This window comes from Mycobacterium sp. NPDC049093 (genome assembly GCF_040704635.1).
Taxonomy (GTDB): domain Bacteria; phylum Actinomycetota; class Actinomycetes; order Mycobacteriales; family Mycobacteriaceae; genus Mycobacterium.
The window spans coordinates 557,317-580,134 of the sequence record NZ_JBEZJS010000003.1 but is presented as its reverse complement, the minus strand read 5'-3'; the positions used below and the strand labels follow the sequence as shown (position 1 = coordinate 580,134).

Below are 22,818 nucleotides of genomic sequence, written 5' to 3'. Positions count from 1 at the left end.
ATACCCACCCGACTTGACCCTGACATTGGTGTGAGCTCGTAAGGTTCGCCATGACCACGTCGCAACCGCCTTTCGCCTACAGTCCGATCACCGAACGCCCGCCGATCCGTTGGCCCGGTGGCGCCCGAGTGGCGGTGTACATCGGACTCAATGTCGAGCATTTCCTCGTCGATCGGCCCTCGACGAGTATCTGGCCGGGGACGGCGGAGCTGACCCCGGATGCGCTCAACTACGGTTGGCGGGATTACGGCGCGCGGGTGGGGATTTGGCGCACCATCGAGGCCCTCGACCGGCACGGTATCCGTCCCAGCGTGCTGCTGAACACGGCCGTCATCGAACACCATCCGCAGATCGTCGCCGCCGGTGTGGAACGGGACTGGGCATGGCTGGCGCACGGGCAGACCAACTCGATTCTGCACACCGGGTTGGCTGTCGACGAGGAGCGTCGGATTCTCACCACCATTGCCGACGACATCGCCGACGCGACGGGCCGGCGCCCGCAGGGCTGGATGGGGCCGGGCCTGACCGAAACCGCGCACACTCCGGAACTGTTGGCCGAACTCGGTTTTCACTATGTCCTCGATTGGACCAACGATGACCAGCCCTATCCGTTGGCGGTCCCGGGCATGCTCAGTGTGCCGTATTCGGTCGAGCTCAACGATCTGCTGATCTTCGGGAACGGTTTCACCGGAGCTGAGTTCGTGCAGATGGTGGTCGATCAGTATCAGCAGCTGCACGCGGATTCGGCCATCAGCGGGCGGGTGATGGCGTTGGCGCTGCACCCTTTCGTGATCGGGCAACCGTTCCGGCACAAGTACTTCGATCAGGTTCTGCAATTTCTGGCCGCTCAACCCGACATATGGTTGACGACCAGCGACGAGATCGCCGCGCATGTGCGGATTGATTGCGAACGCCAATAGCCGCAGCACGATTGGGCTCACAATGCTGGACCGTCGCAGTGCGGGGTGTCAGACTGCGGTAGGGCGGTGGGGCCGGTGACCGGGGGTCCGCGCCGTCGGGAAGGTCGGGAGGACCACGATGACAGCAATCACCGGCATCGCCCACCGTGACAACGGCGCCGTGCCACCATCGGTACCCCTTGCCGAGATCGACCTCGGATCGCTCGACTTCTGGGGGCGTGACGACGACGCTCGCGACGGCGCCTTCGCCACATTGCGTCACGACGCGCCAATCTCATTCTTCGAGGTGGCCGAATACGCCGGATTTCCCGGCGGCGCCGGGCATTGGGCGTTCACCCGTTACGACGATGTGCACTTCGCCAGCCGGCATCCCGAGCTGTTCAGCTCCAGCCCGACCAGCACCACACTCAACGACGTTCCCGCCGAGATTGCCGAGTTCTTCGGGTCGATGATCACACTGGACGATCCCCGCCACACCCGGCTGCGGTGCATCGTCAACCGGGCCTTCACCCCGAAGGTGATCGCGCGGATCGAGCAGAGCGTGCGGGACAGGGCCCAGCGGCTGGTGTCCGCCATGGTGGACGCACACCCGGATGGCACTGCGGACTTCGTCGAGGAGGTGGCTTCGCCGCTGCCGCTACAGATCATCTGCGACATGATGGGCGTGCCAGAAGAAGATCAGGCCAAGCTCTTCCACTGGACCTCGGTGCTCATGGGAGCTGGGGACGACGAGGTGTCCACCGACGATTTCACTGGGTATCTGCAGGTCGCCACCGAGTTGGCCGGCTATGGCGTGGCACTGGCCGAACAGCGCCGCGCGCATCCCGGAGACGATCTGACGACGAGTCTCGTCGAGGCAGAAGTAGACGGAGAACGGTTGTCGTCCAACGAGATCGCGTCCTTCTTCATTCTGCTGACGGCGGCGGGCAACGATACGACCCGCAACGCCATCAGCCACGGCATGGTGGCGCTGAGCCGTTATCCCGACGAACGCGCCAGGTGGTGGAACGACTTCGACACGATCTCTCCGACTGCAGTCGAAGAGATCGTTCGGTGGGCGTCACCGATCATCTTCATGCGGCGCACCCTCACCGAGGACGTGGAGCGCGGCGGCGTTCAGATGAAGGCGGGAGACAAGGTCTCGATGTGGTACAACTCGGCCAACCGTGACGAGCAGGCCTTCGCCGAGCCATGGCGGTTCGACGTGTTGCGAAATCCCAATCCGCACATCGGGTTCGGTGGTGGCGGCGTGCACTTCTGTCTGGGAGCCAATCTTGCCCGGCGGGAGATCCGGGTGGCCTTCGATGAACTGCGTCGCCAGGTTCCCGACATCGTGGCGATCGGCGAGCCGGCTATCCTGCGTTCAGCGTTCGTGCACGGCGTCAAACACCTGCCGGTTGCGTGGACCGCGGTTGCCTAGGGTGAGACTCCGCCCCGAGCTTCTTGAGGGCGGCGGTCGCGTCCAGTGAACGCACCGGGCGGCCCACCCGGGCATGTTCGGCGGTGACTCGCTGGATCAGTTCGTTGACGGGCGCCCGCAGACCGTGCAGGCGGGCCTGAAGCACGATTTCACCGTTGAACCAGTCGGTTTCGACCTGGGTGTGGCCTCGGGCCACGCTCTGCCACGTGGAGCTCAGGTAATCGTCGTTGACCCTGCCCTGCAGTAGATCCCCGCGGCGCAGTGCATCCTGCTCGGCGGTGACGAAGGGGATGCCGGCCGCGGTGAGCACGTGTTCGGCCTCCGTGCGGGCACGAGCGACCAGTTCATCGGCGTCGGGTCCCGGACGGTATGCCGCGATCACACCATTGCCCAGGTTGGCGATCAGCTTGCGGTGCTTCCACGCCATGACATCGTCGCGAACCGAGGAATGGAACCCGGACTCGCGGAGCGTGGCGGCGACCTGTTCGGCAGGCTCGTCATGGCCGGTGGGGTAGCGGCCGAGATCGAGGATTCCCGCCACCGGGTGGCTCTGCTGAATGACCACGCCGGGGTCGAGGTGAGCTGCCGGGAGCATCACGGTGACGCCGTAAACATTGGCGAACCTCCGCAGCGCGGCGGGCTCGTTGGCCACTCCGTTCTGCGCGACGAACACCGCGGTATCCGGCGGGGCGTAGGCGCTGAGATCATCCAGGGCGGAGGCGGTCTGGTGGCTCTTGACCGCGAGTATCACCGCCGGGTTGGCCGACCAGCCGACGTCGCGGGCGCTCGGTGCGGCCGGGAGGGCCACGGCATCGGTACCGGCCTGTGTCACCAGGGTGAGGCCTCGGGCGCGGATCGCGGAGAGGTGCTCTCCGCGGGCGACAGCTGTCACGTCGAATCCGGCCAGCCGCAACCGTGCGGCGATCACGCCGCCGATCGCGCCGACCCCATACACCACGAGCGGTCGGGCCGTGGTCACGACGCGACACCCAGCGGCTCGGTGGACTGTCCGGGCAAAGCCTGTTCGGCGATCGTCCGCAGCGTGCGCAGGATCAGTGCGATGTTGGGATCGCGCTGCCGGCCGGCGCGCACCACGGCACTGATGGTGCGTCCGCCGAGAGTGAGGTCGTCCACGAGCAGTCCTTCCAGCCTGGAGGGAACCGACAACCGGGGCACAATGGCCGACGCTACCTCGGTGGCCGCCAGCTCGCAGATGTTCTGGGCGCCGATCAGCCGGTGCTTGACCTGTGGGGTGAAACCGGCGCTCTGGCACGCATGCGTCGCGGCGATCTCCAGACCGGAGCCTTGAGGGCCGGTCACCCAGAACCCGTCGGCCAGGGCGGACAGGCCCTGGGTGCGGATTCTCAGGTGGGACTGCGTGGGCGCCAGCAGCACGTGTGGTTCGAACAGCAACGGCACGGTGGTCAGTCCGCCGGCGGAGTCGGGGCCTAGGACGTCGTAGTGGCAGGTGATCGCGACGTCGACCTCACCCTGACGCAGCAGGCGCAACGCGCCCGAACTCGTGTCCTGCTGAACCTGCACACGTAGATCCGGCTCGGCGGTGCTGAGCCGTTGCATCAGGGGAACGGCCAGCGTCGGAATCCCCATGTTGAACGTGGCGATGGCGACCTGCCCTGCCACCCGGTCCCTGGTTTCGGCGACCGCGCTCATGGCGTCGTCGACGGCGGCCAGGACGCGACGCACATGCTCGGCGAGGACCTGGCCGCTGCGGGTCAGTCCGAGGGTTCGTCCGTCCCGACGGAACAGGACTGCGCCTGCTTCTTCCTCCAGGACACGAAGTTGTTGGGATACTGCAGAACTCGTGATGTTGCGATGTTCGGCCACGGCGGTCACCGAGCCGAGGTCTGCGAGATCGGACAGCAGCATCATCCGACGTAAGTCCAGCATCAGGCACCTCCTGCGAGGTGATGATCGCAGAACAGATCGGCGCGGCCGCTGACATGTGCGGCCGGTTGGGCCCGTCTCGCCGCCCTGATCAGGGGTTTTGGCACATTCCGGGCGCAGGAATCACGCCGGTTGTAATTCTCGCACCTGCGGGCGGTGCCTGAGATGTTAAGTCGCACTGAAAGGTTCCGGTAGCCACAGACGCTTGTTCACCACCACCTGCGCGTCGATTCTGACCTGAGCGAGACGGTCAACGACGCCTCGCCAGCCCACCATCACGCCACCACAAGGGAGTCCACAGATGACTGATGTCACCGAAAAGCCGCTCACCGATACGGGTCTGGACATCGTGCCGGTTGCCGGCTACATCGGCGCCGAAGTCCGCGGTGTCGATCTGCGCGACGAGTTGGAGGCCGGTGTCGTGGACGAGATCCGCGATGCGCTGCACACCTACAAGGTGATCTTCTTCCGGGACCAGGAGATCGGCCACGCGGAACAGGTCGCCTTCGCGGGGAAGTTCGGCAAGGTGACTCCGGCCCATCCGCACGAGGAGGAAGCGCCGGACGGGTTCCCCGAGATCCTGCCGATCGACAGCCGCCGTTACGAGCGCCATCTGGGCCGCAAGCGCACCTCCTACGACAACAGCTGGCACACCGACGTCACCGCACTGGTGAACCCGCCCGCGGCGTCGATCCTGCGGGCACACATCCTGCCGCCCTACGGCGGTGACACCGCCTGGACCAATCTCGTTGCGGCATAAGAGAACCTGCCCAAGGATCTGCGTGACTTCGCCGACACGCTCGACATCAGGCACCAGTTCAACACCCGGGCAGTGGCCGGCAGCCAGCGGGATCGCAAGGTACGCGAGGCGAACTTGGTGACGTATCACCCCGCGGTCCGGGTGCATCCGGTAACGGGGGAGCGCGCACTGTTCGTCAGCCCCGGATTCACCCGCGGGGCCCGGGAGATCCGCGGTTACTCGCCGACTCAGAGCGAGGCGATCCTGAAGCTGCTGTGGGACGAGGCGACCCGCACCGAGTACACCGTCCGGTTCCGCTGGGCGCCGGGCAGCATCGCGTTCTGGGACAACCGGGCCACCGCGCACCTGGCGATCGACGATGCCGGTCACCTCGACTACGACCGGGTGCTGTACCGCGTCACCCTCGAAGGCGATGTCCCCACCGGTGTCGACGGACGTTCGTCCGAGTCGGTGTCCGGCGTGCCGTTCTACGGATCCTGATGACGGTCATCGCACGCTACGGCGATGTCGACGCTGCGCTCGAGGTGCACAACGCCACCCTCGCCCTGCAACTCGCGCACCGGTCCGTGCGCAAGTTCAGCGGACAACCTGTGAGCGACGCGCAACTCTCGGCGCTGGTCGCCGCGGCCCAGTCCGCGGCGACCTCGTCGAACCTGCAGCCCTGGAGCGTGATCGCCGTGCGGGATCCGCAGCGCAAGGCCCGGTTGGCGGTCCTGGCCAACAACCAGCAGTTCATCAACGAGGCCCCGTTGTTCCTGGTCTGGGTGGCAGACCTGGGGCGGGCCCGCCGGTTGGCGCAGCGGACCGGGGCCGCGCTGGACGGCGCAGATTACCTGGAATCCACGATCATCGGTTTCGTCGACACTGCGCTGGCTGCGCAGAACGCCGTGGTGGCCGCCGAATCCCAGGGTCTGGGAACAGTTTTCGTCGGGGCCGTCCGCAACCATCCCGAGGAGGTCGCGGCGGAGCTCGGGCTACCGCCGCACGCAGTCGCAACCTTCGGGCTCGCGGTTGGTACACCCGATCCGACGGAGAACGCCGGCATCAAACCACGGTTACCCCAGGCCGCGGTGCTGCATCACGAGCAGTACGACGCCGCGTCCGCCGATTCGCACCTGCCTGGCTACGACGAACGCCTGGCGGTCTACAACACCCGATACGGGTTGTCGGGCAGTTGGAGTGAGCGGGTGTTGAGCCGGTTGGCCGGGCCGCACTCGCTGTCCGGGCGGCACCGGCTCCGCGAGCAACTCGAACGGCTCGGCCTGCCGTCGCGCTGACCGGTGTGTCCACACGTCGAAAACCCCCGTAGGTTGATGTCCGTGGATACCCCGATCGCTGTCGTCACCGGGGCGAGTCGCGGCGCGGGCCGCGGGATCGCCGCAGCCCTACTCGCCTCGGGATGGCGGGTGTATGTCACCGGACGCACGGTGACCGATCCGGGGGAGGGCGGTATTGCCGTCCGCCTCGACCATTCCGACGACGCCGCGGTGGGTGCGCTGTTCGAGCGGATTGGCGAGCAGGAGGGCCGGCTGGACCTTCTGGTTAACAACGCCGCCGCGGTCCACGACGATCTGGTCAACCCGAAACCGTTCTGGGAGAAACCGATCGAACTGGCCGACGTGCTGGATGTGGGATTACGCACGGCGTATGTGGCGTCCTGGTATGCCGCGCCACTGCTGCTGGCCGCCGACCACGGACTGATCGCGTTCACCTCGTCACCAGGCTCGGTCTGCTACATGCACGGGCCCGCTTACGGCGCCCAGAAGGCCGGTGTGGACAAGCTCGCCGCGGATATGGCGGTGGACTTCGCCGATACCGGAGTGTCGACGGTTTCGATCTGGATGGGCATCCTGCTCACCGAGAAATTCAAGGCCGCCTTCGCCGGGCACCCCGGCGCGCTGGCCAAGACCGCCGAGCACGCCGAAACCCCGGAGTTCACCGGCTATCTCATCGACGCGCTGTACCGGGATCCGGACCTGACGCAGCTGTCCGGGCACACGGTGATCGGTGCCGAGCTCGCGACCCGCTACGGCATCACCGACGAAGGTGGCCGGGTGCCCCCGTCGCACCGGGACATGCTCGGTGCGCCGAGAGAGCCCAGCTCGGCCGTCGTCAGGTAGTCACCGGCGCCGAAACCCGGTGTGGCTGCGGATCAGTGGCAGCGTTGCGAGCGTGGCGAACCCGGGCGCGGCGTCACACACCTCCGGTACCGCGTTGAGGACCTGCATCGCCGTGGCGACGTTCGCCGCCCGCACGTGCTCGGCCATCGTGGCCTCGCGGGTGAAGCTGGCCAGGCTGAAGAAATGGGTCTGCATGGACGGGTCACCCTCGATGGTCAGCGTCCAGCCGTGCTTGGGCCGCGGCCAGTGATCGGGGTACTCGTTGCCGACGGTCCAGAGGGTCTCGATCTCGATGAGTGGCTCGCCGTCGCGAACCCCGACCCAGTTCCACCGCTGCCCCGCCGTGGTACCGGCTTCCAGCACGTGGTCGAAGATCTGGTGGTCGTGGCGTGCGGGGACAGCCTCAACCGACGAGGTGACCTCGTCGATGTCGGCGCCTAGTGCGTCGGCCAGAAGCCACACCTGCTCGGTGAAGAGTTCGTTGTTGAACGCCAGGAATTCGGTTGCGTCGACACCGATCTCGTCGACAGGACGGCCGAAGGACATGTTGTCGAAGGTGATGTGGGTGCTGTCGTAATCCGACCAATCGGCGCGTTCCTGCAGCGTGATCTTGTCGATGCGCCGGCTCATACCCGACAGCACCAACGGCAGGGCACCGGACAGGTTGCCGGGGTTGAGGCCACTGCCGTGCACTGTCGTCCCGCCCGCCGTGCAGGCCTCGAGCAGCTGGTCGCGGCTGGCCTCGGGCAGGCGCTGCGGATGGAACAGGAACGCCGTCGTCACCACGTTCTTGCCGCCGGCCAGCAGCGCGCACACGTCGTCGAGATTCGTGGTCCGCGGGGTGTACACGACGCAGTCGGCCTCCAGGTCCAAGATGGCCTGGACATCGCTCGTGGCGCGGAGCCCGATCGGGGCCCGGCCCAGCAGGTCGCCGACGTCGACACCGTTCTTGGCATCCGAATACACCCGAACGCCGACCAGGTCGAGATCGGGACGGTCGTCCAGCGTCGCCGCCAGCGTCTCGACCCCGACCGCGCCCGTGCCCCACTGAATCACCCGGTATCCCATAGGGCTATTGAAGCTCAGATACCGCTGAGATACCGGCGTGTCACGATCTGCTGGAGCAGCCGGGTCACCGGCCCGCCCAACCGGCTCCACCAGGTGGCCGGGCGGGAGAACGCAGCCACCTCGGCATGCACGGAGTCGGTCTCCGGGTCGTAGCGGACCGAGAACAACTCTTCGCCCGATTCGGGGTGGCCGGCCAGCGTGCCGTAGGCGAACCCCCGGCGGTCGGCTTCGTCGAGTACGTAGACCACCCGGCACGGTGCCGGGATCGGGCCGAGTCCGACGATCAACTCGGTGCCCTCGGCGGCGGAGTCGGAGGTGGCCTGCACCCGCAGGCCCGCGCCCCGTTGCATGCCCCACTGCAGCACGTCGGCGCCCGCCTGCTCGAAGCGGTCACGGCCGGTGCCGATCGCCGCGGAGGCCCGGGTGTGCCGGTAGCCCGGGGGCAGTTCGCCGGCCGTGGCACCGACCTCCGGATAGGTCAATGACAGCTCTGCCAGGTCATGCAGTTTCACACCACCACCATGGCACTAATACGGTGGCTTCGTGGCCCCAGAAATCGACACCGCCGGCGCGCACCCCGGCGGTGGGTTCAATCCGCCCGACCCCACCGATCGTGGGGGCCCCGATTACGGTCGCTTCATCGAGGCGGTGCGCACGCTGCAGGACCATGCCCGCAGCGCTGACGCCCCCGACGAGGTCATCACCGAGGCGGCCGACCTGATCGAGAAGGTGTCGGCCCTGCTGGCTCCGTACGAGGCCGACGAGTGGAATTCGCCGTCGGGCCGGCGGATGGACCTTCCCAACCGCGGCAACGTCAACAACGTGCCGGTGCATCTGGAACGGACTGCAGACAACCAGATCACCGGAACCGCCCACTTCCGTCGCTTCCACCTCGGCCGCAACGGCGCGGTACACGGTGGTTCGCTGGCGCTGCTGTTCGATTCGCTGCTCGGCTACACCGCCGCCAAACTGACCGGCAGCATGCACCAGCGCACCGCATATCTGCACGTCGACTACCGCAAGATCGCCCCGATCGATAAGGATCTGCAGGTGCAGGCCGGCATCGACCGCATCGAGGGCCGCAAGATCTTCGTCGCGGGACGACTGCTCGACGGCGACGACGTGCTCGCCGAGGCCGAGGCGTTGTTCGTCAGGCTCAAGCCGGGGCAGCCATGAGCGTTGGCACCAGCCTCGCCGAGCTGAAGCGGCGCTGGGCGCGCTGGCGGGACCAGCTGCGCGCCCGCCCGGCCGCGGAATTCACCTACCGGATCGTCGTCGGCGTCGTCGGCACCCTCGTGCTGGCGGTCGGCATCGTGGCGATCCCGTACCCGGGACCCGGCTGGGCCATCGTGTTTCTCGGCCTGGCGATCCTGGCCAGCGAATTCGACTTCGCGAAGCGGGCGCTGCGCTACGTCCGGGCCCGCTACGACGCCGTCATGGCCTGGTTCGACCGCCAGCACATCGCGGTCAAAGGGGTCAGCGCGGCGTTCACGGGACTGGTCGTGGTCGGCACGCTGTGGCTGTTCGGCGTCGTCGGTTTCGCGGCGGGTCTCGTCGGGTTGGAGCAGGAGTGGCTCAAGAGCCCCATCGGCCTGGGGTCCTGATCAGCAACCCCGATGGCCCACCCCGATAGCATGACAGCGTTCGCACTAGCCCACGCATGGTAGGAGACTCCCCGATGAGCGCCGCCCTCAGCCCAGCCCCCGCCGCACCGATCCGGGTCGCGGCCGGGACGACCGCCGGTTCGGCGGTGCGCGAGGCGGATCTGCCCAGCCGCGGGACCCCCGACGCGATCGTGGTGGTGCGGGACAGCGAGGGGCGGCTTCGCGACTTGTCCTGGACCCCGGACACCGACGTCGAGGTGACTCCGGTGGCCGCCAATACCGACGACGGCCGCAGCGTCATCCGGCATTCGTGCGCCCACGTACTGGCCCAGGCCGTGCAGGACCTGTTCCCGCAGGCCAAGTTGGGTATCGGCCCGCCCATCACCGATGGCTTCTACTACGACTTCGATGTCGCCGAGCCGTTCACCCCGGAAGACCTGCAGAAGCTGGAGAAGCGGATGCAGAAGATCGTCAAGGACGGTCAGCTGTTCTCCCGGCGCGTCTACGAATCCAAGGATCAGGCCCGCGAGGAGCTCGCCGGCGAGCCCTACAAGCTCGAGCTGGTGGACGACAAGTCCGGTGTCGACGACCCTGAGGTGATGGAAGTCGGCGGCGACGAACTGACCGCCTACGACAACCTCAACGCCCGCACCAAGGAGCGGGTGTGGGGCGATCTGTGCCGCGGTCCGCACATCCCCACCACCAAGTACATCCCGGCGTTCAAGCTCACCCGCAGCAGCGCCGCGTACTGGCGCGGTGACCAGAACAACGCGAGCCTGCAGCGCGTCTACGGCACGGCCTGGGAGTCGCAGGAGGCACTCGACCGCCACCTTGAGCTCATCGAGGAGGCGCAGCGCCGCGACCACCGCAAGCTCGGCGTCGAGCTGGACCTGTTCAGCTTCCCCGACGAACTCGGCTCCGGCCTGCCGGTGTTTCACCCCAAGGGCGGTGTGATCCGTAAGGAGTTGGAGGACTACTCGCGGCGCAAGCACTCCGAGGCCGGCTACGAGTTCGTCAACACCCCGCACATCACCAAGGAACACCTCTACATCACGTCCGGTCACCTGGAGTGGTACGCCGACGGCATGTACCCGCCGATGCACATCGACGCGGAGTACAACGACGACGGCACCGTGCGCAAACCCGGCCAGGACTACTACCTCAAGCCGATGAACTGCCCCATGCATCACCTGATCTACCGGGCGCGGGGCCGCTCGTATCGCGAACTTCCGTTGCGGCTCTTCGAATTCGGCTCGGTATACCGCTACGAGAAGTCCGGCGTGGTGCACGGGCTGACCCGGGTGCGCGGCATGACCCAGGACGACGCGCACATCTACACCACGCGTGAGCAGATGCGCGACGAGCTGACCTCGCTGCTGCAGTTCGTGCTCGACCTGCTCTCCGACTACGGCCTGGACGACTACTACCTGGAGCTGTCCACCAAGGATCCCGACAAGTACGTGGGCTCCGACGAGATGTGGGACGAGGCCACCGAGACCCTGCGCTCGGTCGCCGAGGCCTCCGGCCTGGACCTGGTGCCGGATCCGGGTGGCGCGGCGTTCTACGGCCCCAAGATCTCCGTTCAGGTCAAGGACGCGCTGGGGCGCAACTGGCAGATGTCGACGATCCAGCTGGACTTCAACATGCCCGACCGCTTCGAGCTGGAGTACACCGCTGCCGACGGAACGCGTCAGCGTCCGGTGTTGATCCACCGCGCCCTGTTCGGCTCCATCGAGCGCTTCTTCGGGGTGCTCACCGAGCACTACGCGGGTGCGTTCCCGGCCTGGCTGGCGCCGGTGCAGGTGGTCGGCATCCCGGTGGCCGACGCCCACGTGGACTACCTGTACGACGTTGCCGCCCAGCTGAAGTCGCGCGGTGTGCGGGTCGAGGTCGACGGCAGCGACGACCGGATGGCGAAGAAGATCGTCAACCACACCAACCAGAAGGTGCCGTTCATGTTGCTCGCGGGCGACAAAGATCTGGAGGCCGGCGCCGTGAGCTTCCGGTTCGGTGACCGCACCCAGATCAACGGCGTGCCGCGCGACGAAGCCGTGGAGGCCATCGTGAAGTGGATCGCCGACCGCAACAATGCGGTGCCGACGGCGGACCTGGTACCGGTGGGCTTGTGATGAGCGCTCGCGCGAAGAACCGACGGGTACGCGAATGACGGGGGACGAGCGGTCGATCGTCGATCACGGCGTGGGTGAACCCGACCACCTGCAGCGGCTGTGGACACCGCACCGGATGAGCTACATCGTCGACGCGGTCAAGAGCGACCAGAAGGTGGGCTCCGCCGGCTCGTCGCAGCCGTTCACCGACATCCCCGCGATGTCCGACGAGGACGGGCTGATGGTGGCCCGCGGTGAACTGGTGTACGCCGTGCTCAACCTCTACCCGTACAACCCGGGCCATCTCATGGTGGTGCCGTACCGGCGGGTGTCGGAGCTGGAGGACCTCACCGTCGACGAGAGCGCCGAGCTGATGGCGTTCACGCAGAAAGCGATTCGCGTCATGAAGGCCGTATCGCGTCCGCACGGATTCAACGTCGGACTGAACCTGGGCACCTCGGCCGGGGGTTCGCTGGCCGAGCACCTGCACATGCACGTGGTGCCGCGCTGGGGCGGAGACGCCAACTTCATCACGATCATCGGTGGCGCCAAGGTCATTCCGCAGCTACTGAGCGAGACCCGGGAGCTGCTGGCAGGAGAATGGGCCCGCCAGCCGTGAGCAATCTCTTCCTGATGAGCCGGGCGGCCTACGTCAAGCTGTCTCGGCCGGTGGCCAAGGCGGCGCTGCGGGCAGGCCTGACCCCCGACATCGTCACCATCCTCGGCACCGCCGGCACGGTGACCGCCGCGCTGACCCTCTTCCCGATCGGTCAGTTGTGGTGGGGCGCATTCGCGGTGTTCGTCTTCGTGCTCGCCGACATGCTCGACGGCGCGATGGCCCGGGAACGCGGCGGTGGCACCCGGTTCGGTGCCGTGCTCGACGCGACGTGTGACCGGATAGCCGACGGCGCGGTGTTCGCCGGTCTGCTGTGGTGGGCGGCGTTCGGCCTGCACAGCGCGACGCTGGTCGTCGCGCTTCTCATCTGCCTGGTCACCTCGCAGGTGATCTCCTACATCAAGGCGCGCGCCGAGGCCAGTGGTCTGCGTGGCGACGGCGGCATCATCGAGCGTCCCGAGCGACTGGTGATCGTGCTGGTCGGCGCCGGGCTGTCCGGCGTGCCGTTCCTGCATGTGCCGTGGCTGCTGCAGGTCGCGGCGTGGCTGCTGGCCGTGGCCAGCATCATCACCGTGGCGCAGCGACTGCACGCGGTGCGCACGTCGGAGGGCGCCATGGACCCGCTGCAACCCCCGGGAGTCTCGTGAACATTCCGCTGTCCGGGCAGGTGACCGACCTGGGTTATGCGGCAGGTTGGCAGCTGGTCCGCGCGATGCCGGAAATCGTGGCGCGCAACGTGTTCGACGCGGGTGCCCTCTACGCCTCGCGTGGCGGCGGGCCGAAGCAGCTGCGCAAGAACCTGGCGCGGGTCATCGGGGTGGCCCCCGCCGAGGTGCCGGACGAGCTGATGCGTGCCTCGCTGGCCTCGTATGCCCGGTACTGGCGGGAAGCGTTCCGGTTGCCGTCGATGGACCTGATCGCCGTGGCCAAGCGGGTCGATGAGGTGTTCATCGGGGCGGACAAGCTGAAGGCCGCCCACGACGCCGGCCTTGGCGGTGTACTGGCGCTGCCGCACAGCGGCAACTGGGACATGGCCGGCGTGTGGTTGGCCCAGCAGTACGGCACCTTCGCCACCGTCGCCGAACGGCTCAAGCCCGAATCGCTGTACCGGCGGTTCATCGACTACCGGGAGAGCCTCGGATTCGAGGTGTTCCCGTTGTCGGGCGGGGAGCGACCACCGTTCGAGGTGCTCTCGGAACGGTTGCGCAACAACATGTTCGTCTGCCTGATGGCCGACCGGGACCTCACCCGCAACGGGGTGGAGGTCGACTTCTTCGGTGAACCCACCCGGATGCCTGCCGGGCCGGCCAAGCTGGCGATCGAGACGGGCGCCCCGCTGTTTCCTGCGCACGTCCACTACGACGGGGACGACTGCGTGGTCGAGATTTTCGACGCACTCGACACCTCGTCCGGGGAGGTGTCCGTGGTGATCCAGGCGTTGGCCAACCGGTTCGAGGCCAACATCGCCGCCCACCCCGAAGACTGGCACATGCTGCAGCCGCAGTGGCTGGCCGATCTGTCCGATGAACGCCGTGCCCGGTTAGGTACCTGACCATGCGTATCGGGATGGTCTGTCCGTATTCGTTCGACGTGCCGGGCGGTGTGCAATCCCATGTGCTGCAACTGGCCGAGGTGATGCGCGCCGGCGGACACTACGTCAGCGTCCTGGCGCCGTCGTCGCCGCACGTGAAGCTGCCCGATTATGTGGTGTCGGGCGGCAAGGCCGTCCCGATCCCGTACAACGGCTCGGTGGCTCGCCTGCGGTTCGGACCCGCCACCCACCGCAAGGTCAAGAAGTGGATCGCCGAAGGCGACTTCGACGTACTGCACCTGCACGAGCCCAACGCGCCGAGCCTATCGATGCTCGCGTTACAGGCCGCCGAGGGGCCGATCGTGGCCACCTTTCACACCTCGACGACAAAATCGTTGACGCTCAGTGTGTTTCAGGGAATTCTGCGCCCGTTCCACGAGAAGATCGTCGGCCGCATCGCGGTGTCCGACCTGGCCCGGCGCTGGCAGATGGAGGCGCTCGGCTCCGACGCGGTCGAGATCCCCAACGGTGTCGATGTGCCGTCGTTCGCGAATGCGCCGCGGCTCGAAGGCTATCCGCGGCCCGGCCGCAGCGTGCTGTTCCTCGGGCGCTTCGACGAATCCCGAAAGGGCATGCCGGTGCTGCTGGGTGCTCTGCCGAAACTGGTGCGGCGGTTCCCCGACGTCGAGATCCTGGTCGTCGGCCGTGGCGATGAGGAGGCACTGCGGGAACAGGCCGGCGAGCTCGCCGGGCACCTGCATTTCCTGGGCCAGGTCGACGATGACGCCAAGGCCGCGGCCATGCGCAGCGCCGACGTCTACTGCGCACCCAACCTCGGTGGCGAGAGTTTCGGCATCGTGCTGGTCGAGGCGATGGCGGCCCGAACGGCCGTGGTGGCCAGTGAACTGGACGCCTTCGCGCGCGTTCTGGATCACGGACAGGCCGGCCGCCTGGTGCCGGTCGGCGACGCCGACGCCCTGGCCGATGCGCTGATCGAGGTCCTCGGCGACGACGCGCTGCGCGACCGCTACATCGACGCGGCCACCGAGCGGGTGGCGCGCTACGACTGGTCGGTGGTGGCCGGACAGATCATGCGGGTGTACGAGACCGTGGCGAGCCCCGGGGTGAAAGTGCAGGTGGGCGACTAACCATGTCGACCTGGATTGTGATCGCGGCCCTGGCGCTGCTGGTAGTCCTGCTGCTCGTCGGGGGATGGGCGTATCAGACCGCCAACCGCCTCGACCGGCTCCACGTGCGCTACGACCTGTCGTGGCAGGCGCTGGATGGCGCACTGGCCCGGCGCGCCGTCGTGGCCCGCGCCGTCGCGGTCGATGCCTACGCCGGGGCCCCCGAGGGCAGACGGCTCGCGAAGCTGGCGGACGCCGCCGAACGCGCCCCGCGCCCGGCGCGTGAGGCCGCCGAGAACGAGCTCTCGGCCGCACTGACCGCGGTCGACCCTGCCGAGCTGCCGGTGGCGCTCGTCGCCGAAGTGGCCGACGCCGAAGCTCGGGTGCTCCTGGCCCGGCGGTTCCACAACGACGCCGTCCGCGACACCCTGGCGTTGCGGGAGCGCCCGATGGTGCGGGCGCTCCGGCTCGGCGGAACCGCCGCATTGCCAACCTATTTCGAGATCGTCGAACGCCCGGACTCCCAGGCCGAGGTGAACCCGGTGAGTCGTCGGACCTCCGCGCGGGTGGTGCTGCTCGACGAGACCGGCGCGGTCCTGCTGCTGCGCGGCAGCGACCCCGCGATCGACACCCCGGACAAACCCGCGCCGCGGTGGTGGTTCACCGTCGGCGGTGCCGTCCGCCCCGACGAGGATCTGGCCGACGCGGCGGTCCGTGAGCTCGCCGAGGAGACCGGACTGCAGGCGACGCCGGCCGAGCTTGTCGGGCCGGTGTGGCGGCGCGACGCCGTCATCGACTTCAACGCCTCGGTGATCCGCAGCGAGGAGTTCTTCTTCATCCACCGGACCACCCGGTTCGAGCCTTCGGCGACGGGGCGCACGACGCTGGAGCGGCACTACATTCACGGGCACCGCTGGTGCGATGAGACAATGATCGCCGAGTTGGTTGCCGGCGGGGAGGCCGTGTATCCGCTTCAACTGGGTGAGCTGCTGGCTCAGGCCAATGAACTGGCCGAACAGCCGACAGCGCCGCTGGCGAATACGCGTGGAACCGCGCATCGGGAGCTGCAAGCCATCCGGTGATTGCGGATTTAATGGATTTGGCGGCTTTAATAGACTGAATCAGTGGGAATGTGGAGGTGATTGCGATGGATATCGCAGCGCAGAACGGTTCGAGCAACCAGACCGGTACCGCGCGGGTGAAGCGCGGGATGGCTGAGATGCTCAAGGGCGGCGTCATCATGGACGTCGTCACCCCTGAACAGGCCAAGATCGCCGAGGGCGCGGGAGCCGTCGCCGTCATGGCGTTGGAGCGGGTGCCGGCCGACATCCGCGCCCAGGGCGGGGTGTCGCGGATGAGCGACCCCGACATGATCGAGGGGATCATCGAAGCGGTCACCATCCCGGTGATGGCCAAGGCGCGCATCGGGCACTTCGTCGAAGCGCAGATCCTGCAGAGCCTGGGTGTGGATTACATCGACGAGTCCGAGGTGCTGACCCCGGCCGATTACGCCAACCACATCGACAAGTGGCGCTTCACCGTGCCGTTCGTGTGCGGGGCGACCAACCTGGGCGAGGCGCTGCGTCGCATCACCGAGGGTGCGGCGATGATCCGCTCCAAAGGTGAAGCCGGCACCGGGGATGTCTCCAATGCCACCACCCACATGCGCAAGATCGGCGGCGAGATCCGTCGGTTGACCTCGATGAGCGAGGACGAGCTGTACGTGGCGGCCAAGGAGCTGCAGGCTCCGTACGAGCTGGTGGCCGAGGTGGCGCGGGCCGGCAAGCTGCCGGTCACGATGTTCACTGCCGGTGGGATCGCCACTCCGGCCGATGCGGCGATGATGATGCAGCTCGGGGCCGAGGGTGTGTTCGTGGGTTCGGGCATCTTCAAGTCGGGCAACCCCGCGCAGCGTGCCGCGGCGATCGTGAAGGCCACCACGTTCTACGACGATCCGGATGTGTTGGCCAAGGTGTCGCGCGGACTGGGCGAGGCCATGGTCGGTATCAACGTCGAGGAGATCGCCCAGCCGCACCGGCTCGCTGAGCGCGGCTGGTAAACGGCGATGAGCGCTTGCGCGAAGAGCAGACGGCCGTAGCGGATGGCGATTGAAGAGATCCTCGATCTGGAACAGCTCGAGGTCAACATCTATCGCGGCGGGGTGTTCAGCCCGGAGTCGGGCTTCCTGCAGCGCACCTTCGGCGGTCACGTGGCCGGCCAGTCGCTCGTGTCCGCGGTCCGCACGGTGGATCCGACGTTCCAGGTGCATTCCCTGCACGGCTACTTCCTGCGACCGGGCGATGCCCGGGCACCGTCGGTGTACATCGTCGAGCGCATCCGCGACGGCGGATCGTTCTGCACCCGGCGGGTCAGCGCGATCCAGCACGGCGAGACGATCTTCACGATGTCGGCGTCCTTCCAGACCGACCAGACCGGCATCGAACATCAGGATGCGATGCCCGAGGCGCCCGGACCCGACGACCTTCCCGGGTTCCGGTCCGGGGGAGCGTTCGACGACGCCGGATTCGCGCAGTTCGCCGAATGGGACGTCCGGATCGTGCCCCGGGACAAGGTGGCCCGGCTGCCCGGCAAGGCGTCGCAACAGCAGGTGTGGTTCCGCCACCGCGACCCGCTGCCCGACGATCACGTGCTGCACATCTGCGCGCTGGCCTATATGAGCGATCTGACCCTGCTGGGTTCGGCCCAGGTCAACCACCTCGATGTGCGCAAGCATCTGAACGTGGCCTCACTCGACCACGCCATGTGGTTCATGCGGCCGTTCCGCGCGGACGAATGGCTGCTCTACGACCAGTCGTCACCCTCGGCGTGCGGCGGGCGTTCGCTGACCCAGGGCAAGATCTTCAACCGCTACGGCGAGATGGTGGCCGCGGTGATGCAGGAGGGCCTGACCCGCTACCAGCGCAACTTCGCGCCCCCCGAGGGCTCGTGAGCCCCCGGGTCGGGGTGCTCGCGCTGCAGGGGGACACCCGCGAGCATCTCGCTGCGCTGCGTGAGGCGGGTGCCGAAGCAGGCACCGTGCGGCGACTTTCCGAACTCGACGCGGTCGACGCCCTGGTGATCCCCGGTGGGGAGTCCACCGCCATGAGTCATCTGTTGCGCGAGTTCGAGCTGCTCGAGCCACTGCGGGCGCGGATCGCCGCCGGATTGCCCTGTTACGGCTCCTGCGCCGGGATGATCCTGCTGGCCAGTGAGATCAACGACGCCGGCACGCCCGGGCGGGAGGCCGTTCCGCTCGCCGGCATCGATATGACGGTGCGGCGCAACGCTTTCGGCCGTCAGGTCGATTCGTTCGAGGGCGACATCGACTTCGAAGGCCTCGACACCCCGGTCCACGCGGTGTTCATCCGGGCACCGTGGGTCGAGCGGGTCGGGCCCGACGTCACGGTATTGGCCCGCGCCGCGGACCACATCGTCGCGGTGCGCCAGGGCTCGATGCTGGCGACGTCGTTCCACCCCGAGATGACCGGGGACCGTCGCATCCACAAGCTGTTCGTCGATTCGCTCTGATCCAGCAAACCCACGGCGGCCGCATAGCTCAGTCATAGCCGGCACCGACTTAATGGACGTGTGACGACGACGCTTGACGAGGCCTGCGCCGAGCCCGCCCAGGAAACCCCGCCGGCTGCTCCGCGATTCGATCGTGAGCGCCTGGGCTTGGCGGCGCTGCTAATCGCCACGGCCGCGGCATATCTGTGGAACATCACCGTCAACGGGATGGGCAATGAGTTCTACGCCGCCGCGGTTCAGGCCGGTTCGACCAACTGGGAGGCGTTGCTGTTCGGGTCGCTGGATCCGAGCAACTTCATCACCGTGGACAAGCCGCCGGTGTCGCAGTGGGTGATGGCGCTGTCGGGTCAGCTGTTCGGGTTCAGTAGCGCCAGCATGCTGATTCCGGAAGCGTTGATGGCCGTCGGCTCGGTCGCGCTGCTCTACGGGGCGGTGCGGCGGATCAGTGGACCCTGTGCCGCGCTGCTGGCCGGCGCCGCACTGGCGCTCATGCCGGTGACGGCCTTGATGTTCCGGTTCAACAATCCCGACGCTGTGATGGTCCTGTTGATGACGGCTGCCGCCTACTGTGCGGTCCGGGCCCTGGAGCAGAACGGCGCCCGCTGGATGGCGCTCGCCGGTGTCGCGCTCGGGTTCGCGTTCCTCGCCAAGATGCTCGAAGGGCTGATGGTGATGCCTGCCATCGGACTGGTCTATCTGGTGGCAGCACCCGTCACGGTCCGCCGCCGGCTGTTGCACCTGCTGGGCTCGCTGGCCGCGTTCCTGGCGTCGTCGGGCTGGTTCGTGCTGCTCACCCTCGTGTGGCCGGCCTCGTCGAGGCCCTACCTCGCAGGGTCCACCGACAACAACTTCATGAATCTGGTGTTGGGCTACAACGGATTCGGCCGGGTCCTCGGTCACAACCACTACGGCACGCACGTCGACGTCGATCCGGTTGCCTCCGCCGGGCAACAGCACGGTTTCGGCGGATTCGGCAACCAGACCCAGGGCCTGCCGCGCTTGTTCACCGGCGAATTCGGATTCGAGATCGGCTGGCTGGTGCCCGCGGCCCTGCTCGCGATGGTGCTGGTGCTGGTGTCGCGCGGGCGGGCGCCACGCACCGACATCGTGCGGGCCGGGGCCATCCTGTTCGGCACCTGGCTGCTGATCGACGGTCTGGTGCTGAGCTTCATGAAGACCAACGTGCACCCCTACTACTGCCTGTCTCTGGCTCCGGCCGTGGCGGCGATGTTCGCGATCGGCATCCACGAGATGTGGCGCCGGCGCGACGGTCGGCTGGGTCAGATCGGTTTGGCCACCATCCTTCTGGGCACCGGGGTGTGGAGCTTCTGGATCCTGGCCCGCAATGCGTCGTGGCTGCCACCGCTGCGTTGGTCGATCCTGGCGGTGACGGTGGCGGCCACCGTGGCCCTGCTCTGGGCGCTGCGGACGGGTACCCGCGCAACGGCGGTGGCAGCCCTGGCGGTGGCGATCATCGGAGGGTTGGCCGGATCTACCGCCTACACGGTGGCCACCCTGGGGCAGCCCCACACCGGAGGAGGTCCGAGTGTCGGGCCGGCCGATCCCGACGACGGCCACGGGCACAGCTGGCATTCCGACAATCCCGAGGTCAACGCGATGCTGCGGGCCACCACCACCAAATGGTCGGCGGCCATCAACCGGTCCGGGGCCGCATCCGGACTCGAATTGTCCACGGGCACAGCGGTCATGGCGATCGGTGGCTTCACCGGAAGCGATCCGGTGCCGACGCTGGCGCAGTTCCAGACCTATGTCGCCGACCGGCAGATCACCTACTACATCCTCCCGGAACCCAAGAACAAGGACCACGGCGGCGGGTTCTTCGGCAACAATTCCCACACCGACATCTCCGACTGGGTGAAGGCGAACTTCACGTCGACCAAGGTGGGGTCGGACACGGTGTACGACCTGCGCGCTCCGCTCAAGAAGTAGCCACCGCGCACAGCGATTCCGAAACCTCCCACAGCTTCTCGGCGCGATCGGGATCGGTCGCATAGGGCTCGGCATCGGAGCGCACGGCGCAGTCCGCCAGGTACAGCCCGCCACGGCCGTCGAGGTCGGTGCTGACGGATGCCCACACCTGGGTGGCCGCACCCTGCTCGGGCGTGGACACCTCGATGGCGTGCGAGCGAGCCCGGCCGCTGACCGCGATCACATCGTCGCGAGACATGTGCCGGGCCAGGTTGGTGGCCACCATTCCCGGATGCACGGCGAACGCGCGGATGCCCCGATCGCGAAGCCGGTCGTCGAGTGCGACGGCATGCAGGATGTTGGCGGTCTTGGCTGCGCCGTAGGCGGCGAACTTGTCGTATTCGCGGCGGCGCCAGTTGGGATCGTCCAGATCGACGTCGCCGAGACGATGGCCCTCGGAGGAGAGATTGACGATACGGGTGCCTGCGGCGAACTGAGGCTGCAGTAGGTTTGTCAGCGCGAAGTGACCCAGATGGTTTGTCCCGAACTGTGTTTCGAACCCATCGAGGGTGCGGCCGAACGGGGTGAACATCACCCCGGCGTTGTTCATCAGCACGTCGATCACGGGGGCGAGTTGGGCGATCTGGGATGCGGCCTCGCGCACACTGGCCAGTGAGGCGAGATCGACGACCACGGTCGACACCTGCGCCCCCGGCTGATCCGCCCGAATCGAGTCGCGGGTCTGCTCCAGCGCGTCGGCATTGCGCGCCGCCAGCACCACATGAGCCCCGGCCGACGCCAGGGCGCGGGCCGACTCGCGGCCCAGCCCCGACGTGGCACCGGTGATCACGCAGGTCTTGCCACGCATACTCATCGGTTTCCGCCCTCGACGATGACACCCGCGGCCTGCTCCATCGGTTTGATGACGGAGGTGAAGTCGGATTCGGCGCCTTCGGTTCGCAGCGTCTGCTCCCAGATCCGTTGCACGGTCTCGGCCATCTGGACCGGCAGGCCCAGAGACGTGGCCTCAGCCAGGTACAGCCCCACGTCCTTGGCCATCAATCCGGTGGCGAACCCGTAGTCGAAGGTGCGGGGGAGTACCGCACGCGGAAACTTGTCGCGGCTGGCGTGTGTCCCGCCCGATCCGGCGTTCAGCACGTCGATCATCACGTCGGCACTCAGCCCGGCCTTGACGCCCATCACCATCACCTCGGCGGTCGCGGCCAGGGTGGTGGCGGCCATCAGGTTGTTGATCAGCTTCATGGTCTGCGCGGCGCCGGGCTGTTCGGAGACGAAGATCGCCCGACCGAGCACGTCGAAAACCGGGGACAGCGCATCGAATTCGACCCGCGCGCCGGACACCATCACCGCCAGGGTGCCAGCCTGCGCACCGTGCATCCCGCCGCTGACCGGGCTGTCCAGGGCGGCGATCCCCTGTGCGGCGAGTACTGCGTGATTGCGTTGTGCTGCCCCGCCGCCCACCGTGGACAGGTCGACGAAGCGCCGGACCTTGGAATCGGAGGAGGTCCCGGTGACGAGTTCGTTTACCACGGATTCGGACACCCGCGGGGTCGGCAGGCTGGCGAGTACCGACTCGGTGCGGTCGGCCACGTCGCGCACCGAGTCAGCCCGCGAAGCCCCCACTGTGGTCGCCCTGGCCAGAACGTCGTCGCGCACGTCGAACGCCACCACCGGAAATCCCGCCGCCAGCAGCCGTTCCATCATGGGCCACCCCATGTTGCCCAGACCGATGAACCCGATCGGCTCACTCATCGGCTGCCGGGCTCTCGTCGAGTTCGGTGAACACGGCGCGGGCCAGTCGGAAGCTGTCGACCGCGGCCGGGATGCCCGCGTAGATGCCGACCTGCAGGAAGATCTCGCAGATCTCCTCGCGGGTGACACCGTTGGTGAGCGCACCCCGGATGTGGGTGCTCAACTCGTTGGGCCGGTTCAGCACCGCGATCATCGCGAGGTTCAGCATGCTGCGGGTCTTCAGTTCCAGGCCTTCGCGGCCCCACACTGCGCCCCAACAGTATTCGGTGACCAGGTCCTGCAGCGGTTTGGAGAAGGCGTCGACGTTCCCGGCCGCCTTGCGGACGTACTCCTCGCCGAGGACGGCGGTGCGGATCGCCAGTCCCTTGTCATACGTGTCTTGATCCATGGCGTGCCTTTCAGTAGCTCG

Annotated in this window: 23 protein-coding genes and 1 pseudogene; 17 read left to right on the top strand and 7 right to left on the bottom strand. The window is 67.4% G+C overall.

What is annotated here, in order from left to right; genetic code table 11:
- Positions 1–50 precede the first annotated feature (50 nt).
- Both AB0876_RS13185 and AB0876_RS13180 read left to right on the top strand, forming a co-directional pair.
- Entirely contained in the window at positions 51–920 is an 870-nt protein-coding gene (locus AB0876_RS13185) for a polysaccharide deacetylase family protein (protein ID WP_526042169.1), read from the top strand.
- Between the two features lie 118 nt (positions 921–1,038).
- Complete coding sequence (locus AB0876_RS13180) at positions 1,039–2,340, top strand: cytochrome P450 (protein ID WP_491838909.1); 1,302 nt, start codon at positions 1,039–1,041, stop codon at positions 2,338–2,340.
- Here the strand turns inward: AB0876_RS13180 and AB0876_RS13175 are convergent.
- Positions 2,303–3,319, bottom strand: coding sequence for a ketopantoate reductase family protein (locus AB0876_RS13175; RefSeq protein WP_526042168.1), 1,017 nt, complete (start codon positions 3,317–3,319; stop codon positions 2,303–2,305). The genes AB0876_RS13180 and AB0876_RS13175 overlap by 38 nt on opposite strands.
- Positions 3,316–4,248 (bottom strand): LysR family transcriptional regulator, encoded by a 933-nt coding sequence (locus AB0876_RS13170; protein WP_526042167.1) that lies wholly within the window; start codon positions 4,246–4,248, stop codon positions 3,316–3,318. Before AB0876_RS13170 ends, AB0876_RS13175 begins: the two co-directional genes overlap by 4 nt.
- 298 nt (positions 4,249–4,546) lie before the next feature.
- Here AB0876_RS13170 and AB0876_RS13165 point away from each other — a divergent pair.
- From AB0876_RS13165 to AB0876_RS13155, 3 genes and pseudogenes are all read left to right on the top strand, one after another.
- Positions 4,547–5,485, top strand: a pseudogene (locus AB0876_RS13165) (TauD/TfdA dioxygenase family protein).
- On the top strand, positions 5,485–6,282 hold the full coding sequence (locus AB0876_RS13160; RefSeq protein WP_491838913.1) for an NADPH-dependent oxidoreductase: 798 nt from the start codon (positions 5,485–5,487) through the stop codon (positions 6,280–6,282). The pseudogene AB0876_RS13165 and the gene AB0876_RS13160 overlap by 1 nt, the downstream one beginning before the upstream one ends.
- 36 nt (positions 6,283–6,318) lie before the next feature.
- Positions 6,319–7,125 carry an SDR family NAD(P)-dependent oxidoreductase gene (locus AB0876_RS13155; protein WP_491838914.1) on the top strand — a complete coding sequence of 269 codons (807 nt, stop codon included), beginning with the start codon at positions 6,319–6,321 and terminating at the stop codon, positions 7,123–7,125.
- Here the strand turns inward: AB0876_RS13155 and AB0876_RS13150 are convergent, their stop codons facing one another.
- Both AB0876_RS13150 and AB0876_RS13145 read right to left on the bottom strand, forming a co-directional pair.
- Positions 7,126–8,193, bottom strand: coding sequence for an NAD(P)H-dependent amine dehydrogenase family protein (locus AB0876_RS13150; protein ID WP_491838915.1), 1,068 nt, complete (start codon positions 8,191–8,193; stop codon positions 7,126–7,128).
- A 14-nt stretch (positions 8,194–8,207) separates the two neighbouring features.
- Positions 8,208–8,705 (bottom strand): DUF1990 domain-containing protein, encoded by a 498-nt coding sequence (locus AB0876_RS13145; protein ID WP_491838916.1) that lies wholly within the window; start codon positions 8,703–8,705, stop codon positions 8,208–8,210.
- A 31-nt stretch (positions 8,706–8,736) separates the two neighbouring features.
- Here AB0876_RS13145 and AB0876_RS13140 point away from each other — a divergent pair, with 31 nt between their 5' ends.
- The 12 genes from AB0876_RS13140 (at position 8,737) to AB0876_RS13085 (ending at position 20,657) form a co-directional block, all read left to right on the top strand.
- Positions 8,737–9,369, top strand: coding sequence for a PaaI family thioesterase (locus AB0876_RS13140; RefSeq protein WP_526042166.1), 633 nt, complete (start codon positions 8,737–8,739; stop codon positions 9,367–9,369).
- Entirely contained in the window at positions 9,366–9,797 is a 432-nt protein-coding gene (locus AB0876_RS13135; RefSeq protein ID WP_491838918.1) for a TIGR02611 family protein, read from the top strand. The genes AB0876_RS13140 and AB0876_RS13135 overlap by 4 nt, the downstream gene beginning before the upstream one ends.
- Positions 9,798–9,871: 74 nt before the next feature.
- Complete coding sequence (gene thrS / locus AB0876_RS13130) at positions 9,872–11,926, top strand: threonine--tRNA ligase (protein WP_526042165.1); 2,055 nt, start codon at positions 9,872–9,874, stop codon at positions 11,924–11,926.
- Positions 11,927–11,960: 34 nt separating this feature from the next.
- The gene (locus tag AB0876_RS13125) at positions 11,961–12,524 is read left to right on the top strand and encodes an ATP adenylyltransferase (RefSeq protein WP_491838920.1); all 564 of its coding nucleotides are present in this window, start codon (positions 11,961–11,963) and stop codon (positions 12,522–12,524) included.
- On the top strand, positions 12,521–13,168 hold the full coding sequence (gene pgsA / locus AB0876_RS13120; RefSeq protein ID WP_491838921.1) for a phosphatidylinositol phosphate synthase: 648 nt from the start codon (positions 12,521–12,523) through the stop codon (positions 13,166–13,168). Before AB0876_RS13125 ends, pgsA begins: the two co-directional genes overlap by 4 nt.
- Positions 13,165–14,073, top strand: a complete 909-nt coding sequence (locus tag AB0876_RS13115; protein ID WP_526042164.1) for a phosphatidylinositol mannoside acyltransferase — start codon at positions 13,165–13,167, stop codon at positions 14,071–14,073. The genes pgsA and AB0876_RS13115 overlap by 4 nt, the downstream gene beginning before the upstream one ends.
- Positions 14,074–14,075: 2 nt before the next feature.
- On the top strand, positions 14,076–15,200 hold the full coding sequence (locus tag AB0876_RS13110) for a glycosyltransferase family 4 protein (RefSeq protein ID WP_491838922.1): 1,125 nt from the start codon (positions 14,076–14,078) through the stop codon (positions 15,198–15,200).
- A gap of 2 nt (positions 15,201–15,202) precedes the next feature.
- Entirely contained in the window at positions 15,203–16,261 is a 1,059-nt protein-coding gene (locus tag AB0876_RS13105) for an NUDIX hydrolase (RefSeq protein ID WP_526042163.1), read from the top strand.
- A gap of 65 nt (positions 16,262–16,326) precedes the next feature.
- Positions 16,327–17,238: a pyridoxal 5'-phosphate synthase lyase subunit PdxS gene (gene pdxS, locus AB0876_RS13100; RefSeq protein WP_055120035.1), complete on the top strand. Its 912-nt coding sequence runs from the start codon at positions 16,327–16,329 to the stop codon at positions 17,236–17,238.
- Positions 17,239–17,280: 42 nt separating this feature from the next.
- Positions 17,281–18,129 (top strand): acyl-CoA thioesterase II, encoded by an 849-nt coding sequence (tesB, locus tag AB0876_RS13095; protein ID WP_064929812.1) that lies wholly within the window; start codon positions 17,281–17,283, stop codon positions 18,127–18,129.
- Positions 18,126–18,707, top strand: a complete 582-nt coding sequence (gene pdxT / locus AB0876_RS13090; protein WP_526042162.1) for a pyridoxal 5'-phosphate synthase glutaminase subunit PdxT — start codon at positions 18,126–18,128, stop codon at positions 18,705–18,707. Before tesB ends, pdxT begins: the two co-directional genes overlap by 4 nt.
- A 60-nt stretch (positions 18,708–18,767) precedes the next feature.
- Complete coding sequence (locus tag AB0876_RS13085; protein WP_491838925.1) at positions 18,768–20,657, top strand: glycosyltransferase family 39 protein; 1,890 nt, start codon at positions 18,768–18,770, stop codon at positions 20,655–20,657.
- Here the strand turns inward: AB0876_RS13085 and AB0876_RS13080 are convergent.
- Genes AB0876_RS13080 through AB0876_RS13070 form a run of 3 tightly spaced genes read right to left on the bottom strand, consistent with a single transcriptional unit; the run spans position 20,647 to position 22,797 of the window.
- Positions 20,647–21,510 (bottom strand): SDR family oxidoreductase, encoded by an 864-nt coding sequence (locus tag AB0876_RS13080; RefSeq protein WP_526042161.1) that lies wholly within the window; start codon positions 21,508–21,510, stop codon positions 20,647–20,649. The genes AB0876_RS13085 and AB0876_RS13080 overlap by 11 nt on opposite strands.
- Entirely contained in the window at positions 21,507–22,409 is a 903-nt protein-coding gene (locus AB0876_RS13075; RefSeq protein WP_526042160.1) for an NAD(P)-dependent oxidoreductase, read from the bottom strand. Before AB0876_RS13075 ends, AB0876_RS13080 begins: the two co-directional genes overlap by 4 nt.
- Positions 22,402–22,797 (bottom strand): carboxymuconolactone decarboxylase family protein, encoded by a 396-nt coding sequence (locus AB0876_RS13070; protein ID WP_526042159.1) that lies wholly within the window; start codon positions 22,795–22,797, stop codon positions 22,402–22,404. Before AB0876_RS13070 ends, AB0876_RS13075 begins: the two co-directional genes overlap by 8 nt.
- Positions 22,798–22,818 lie beyond the last annotated feature (21 nt).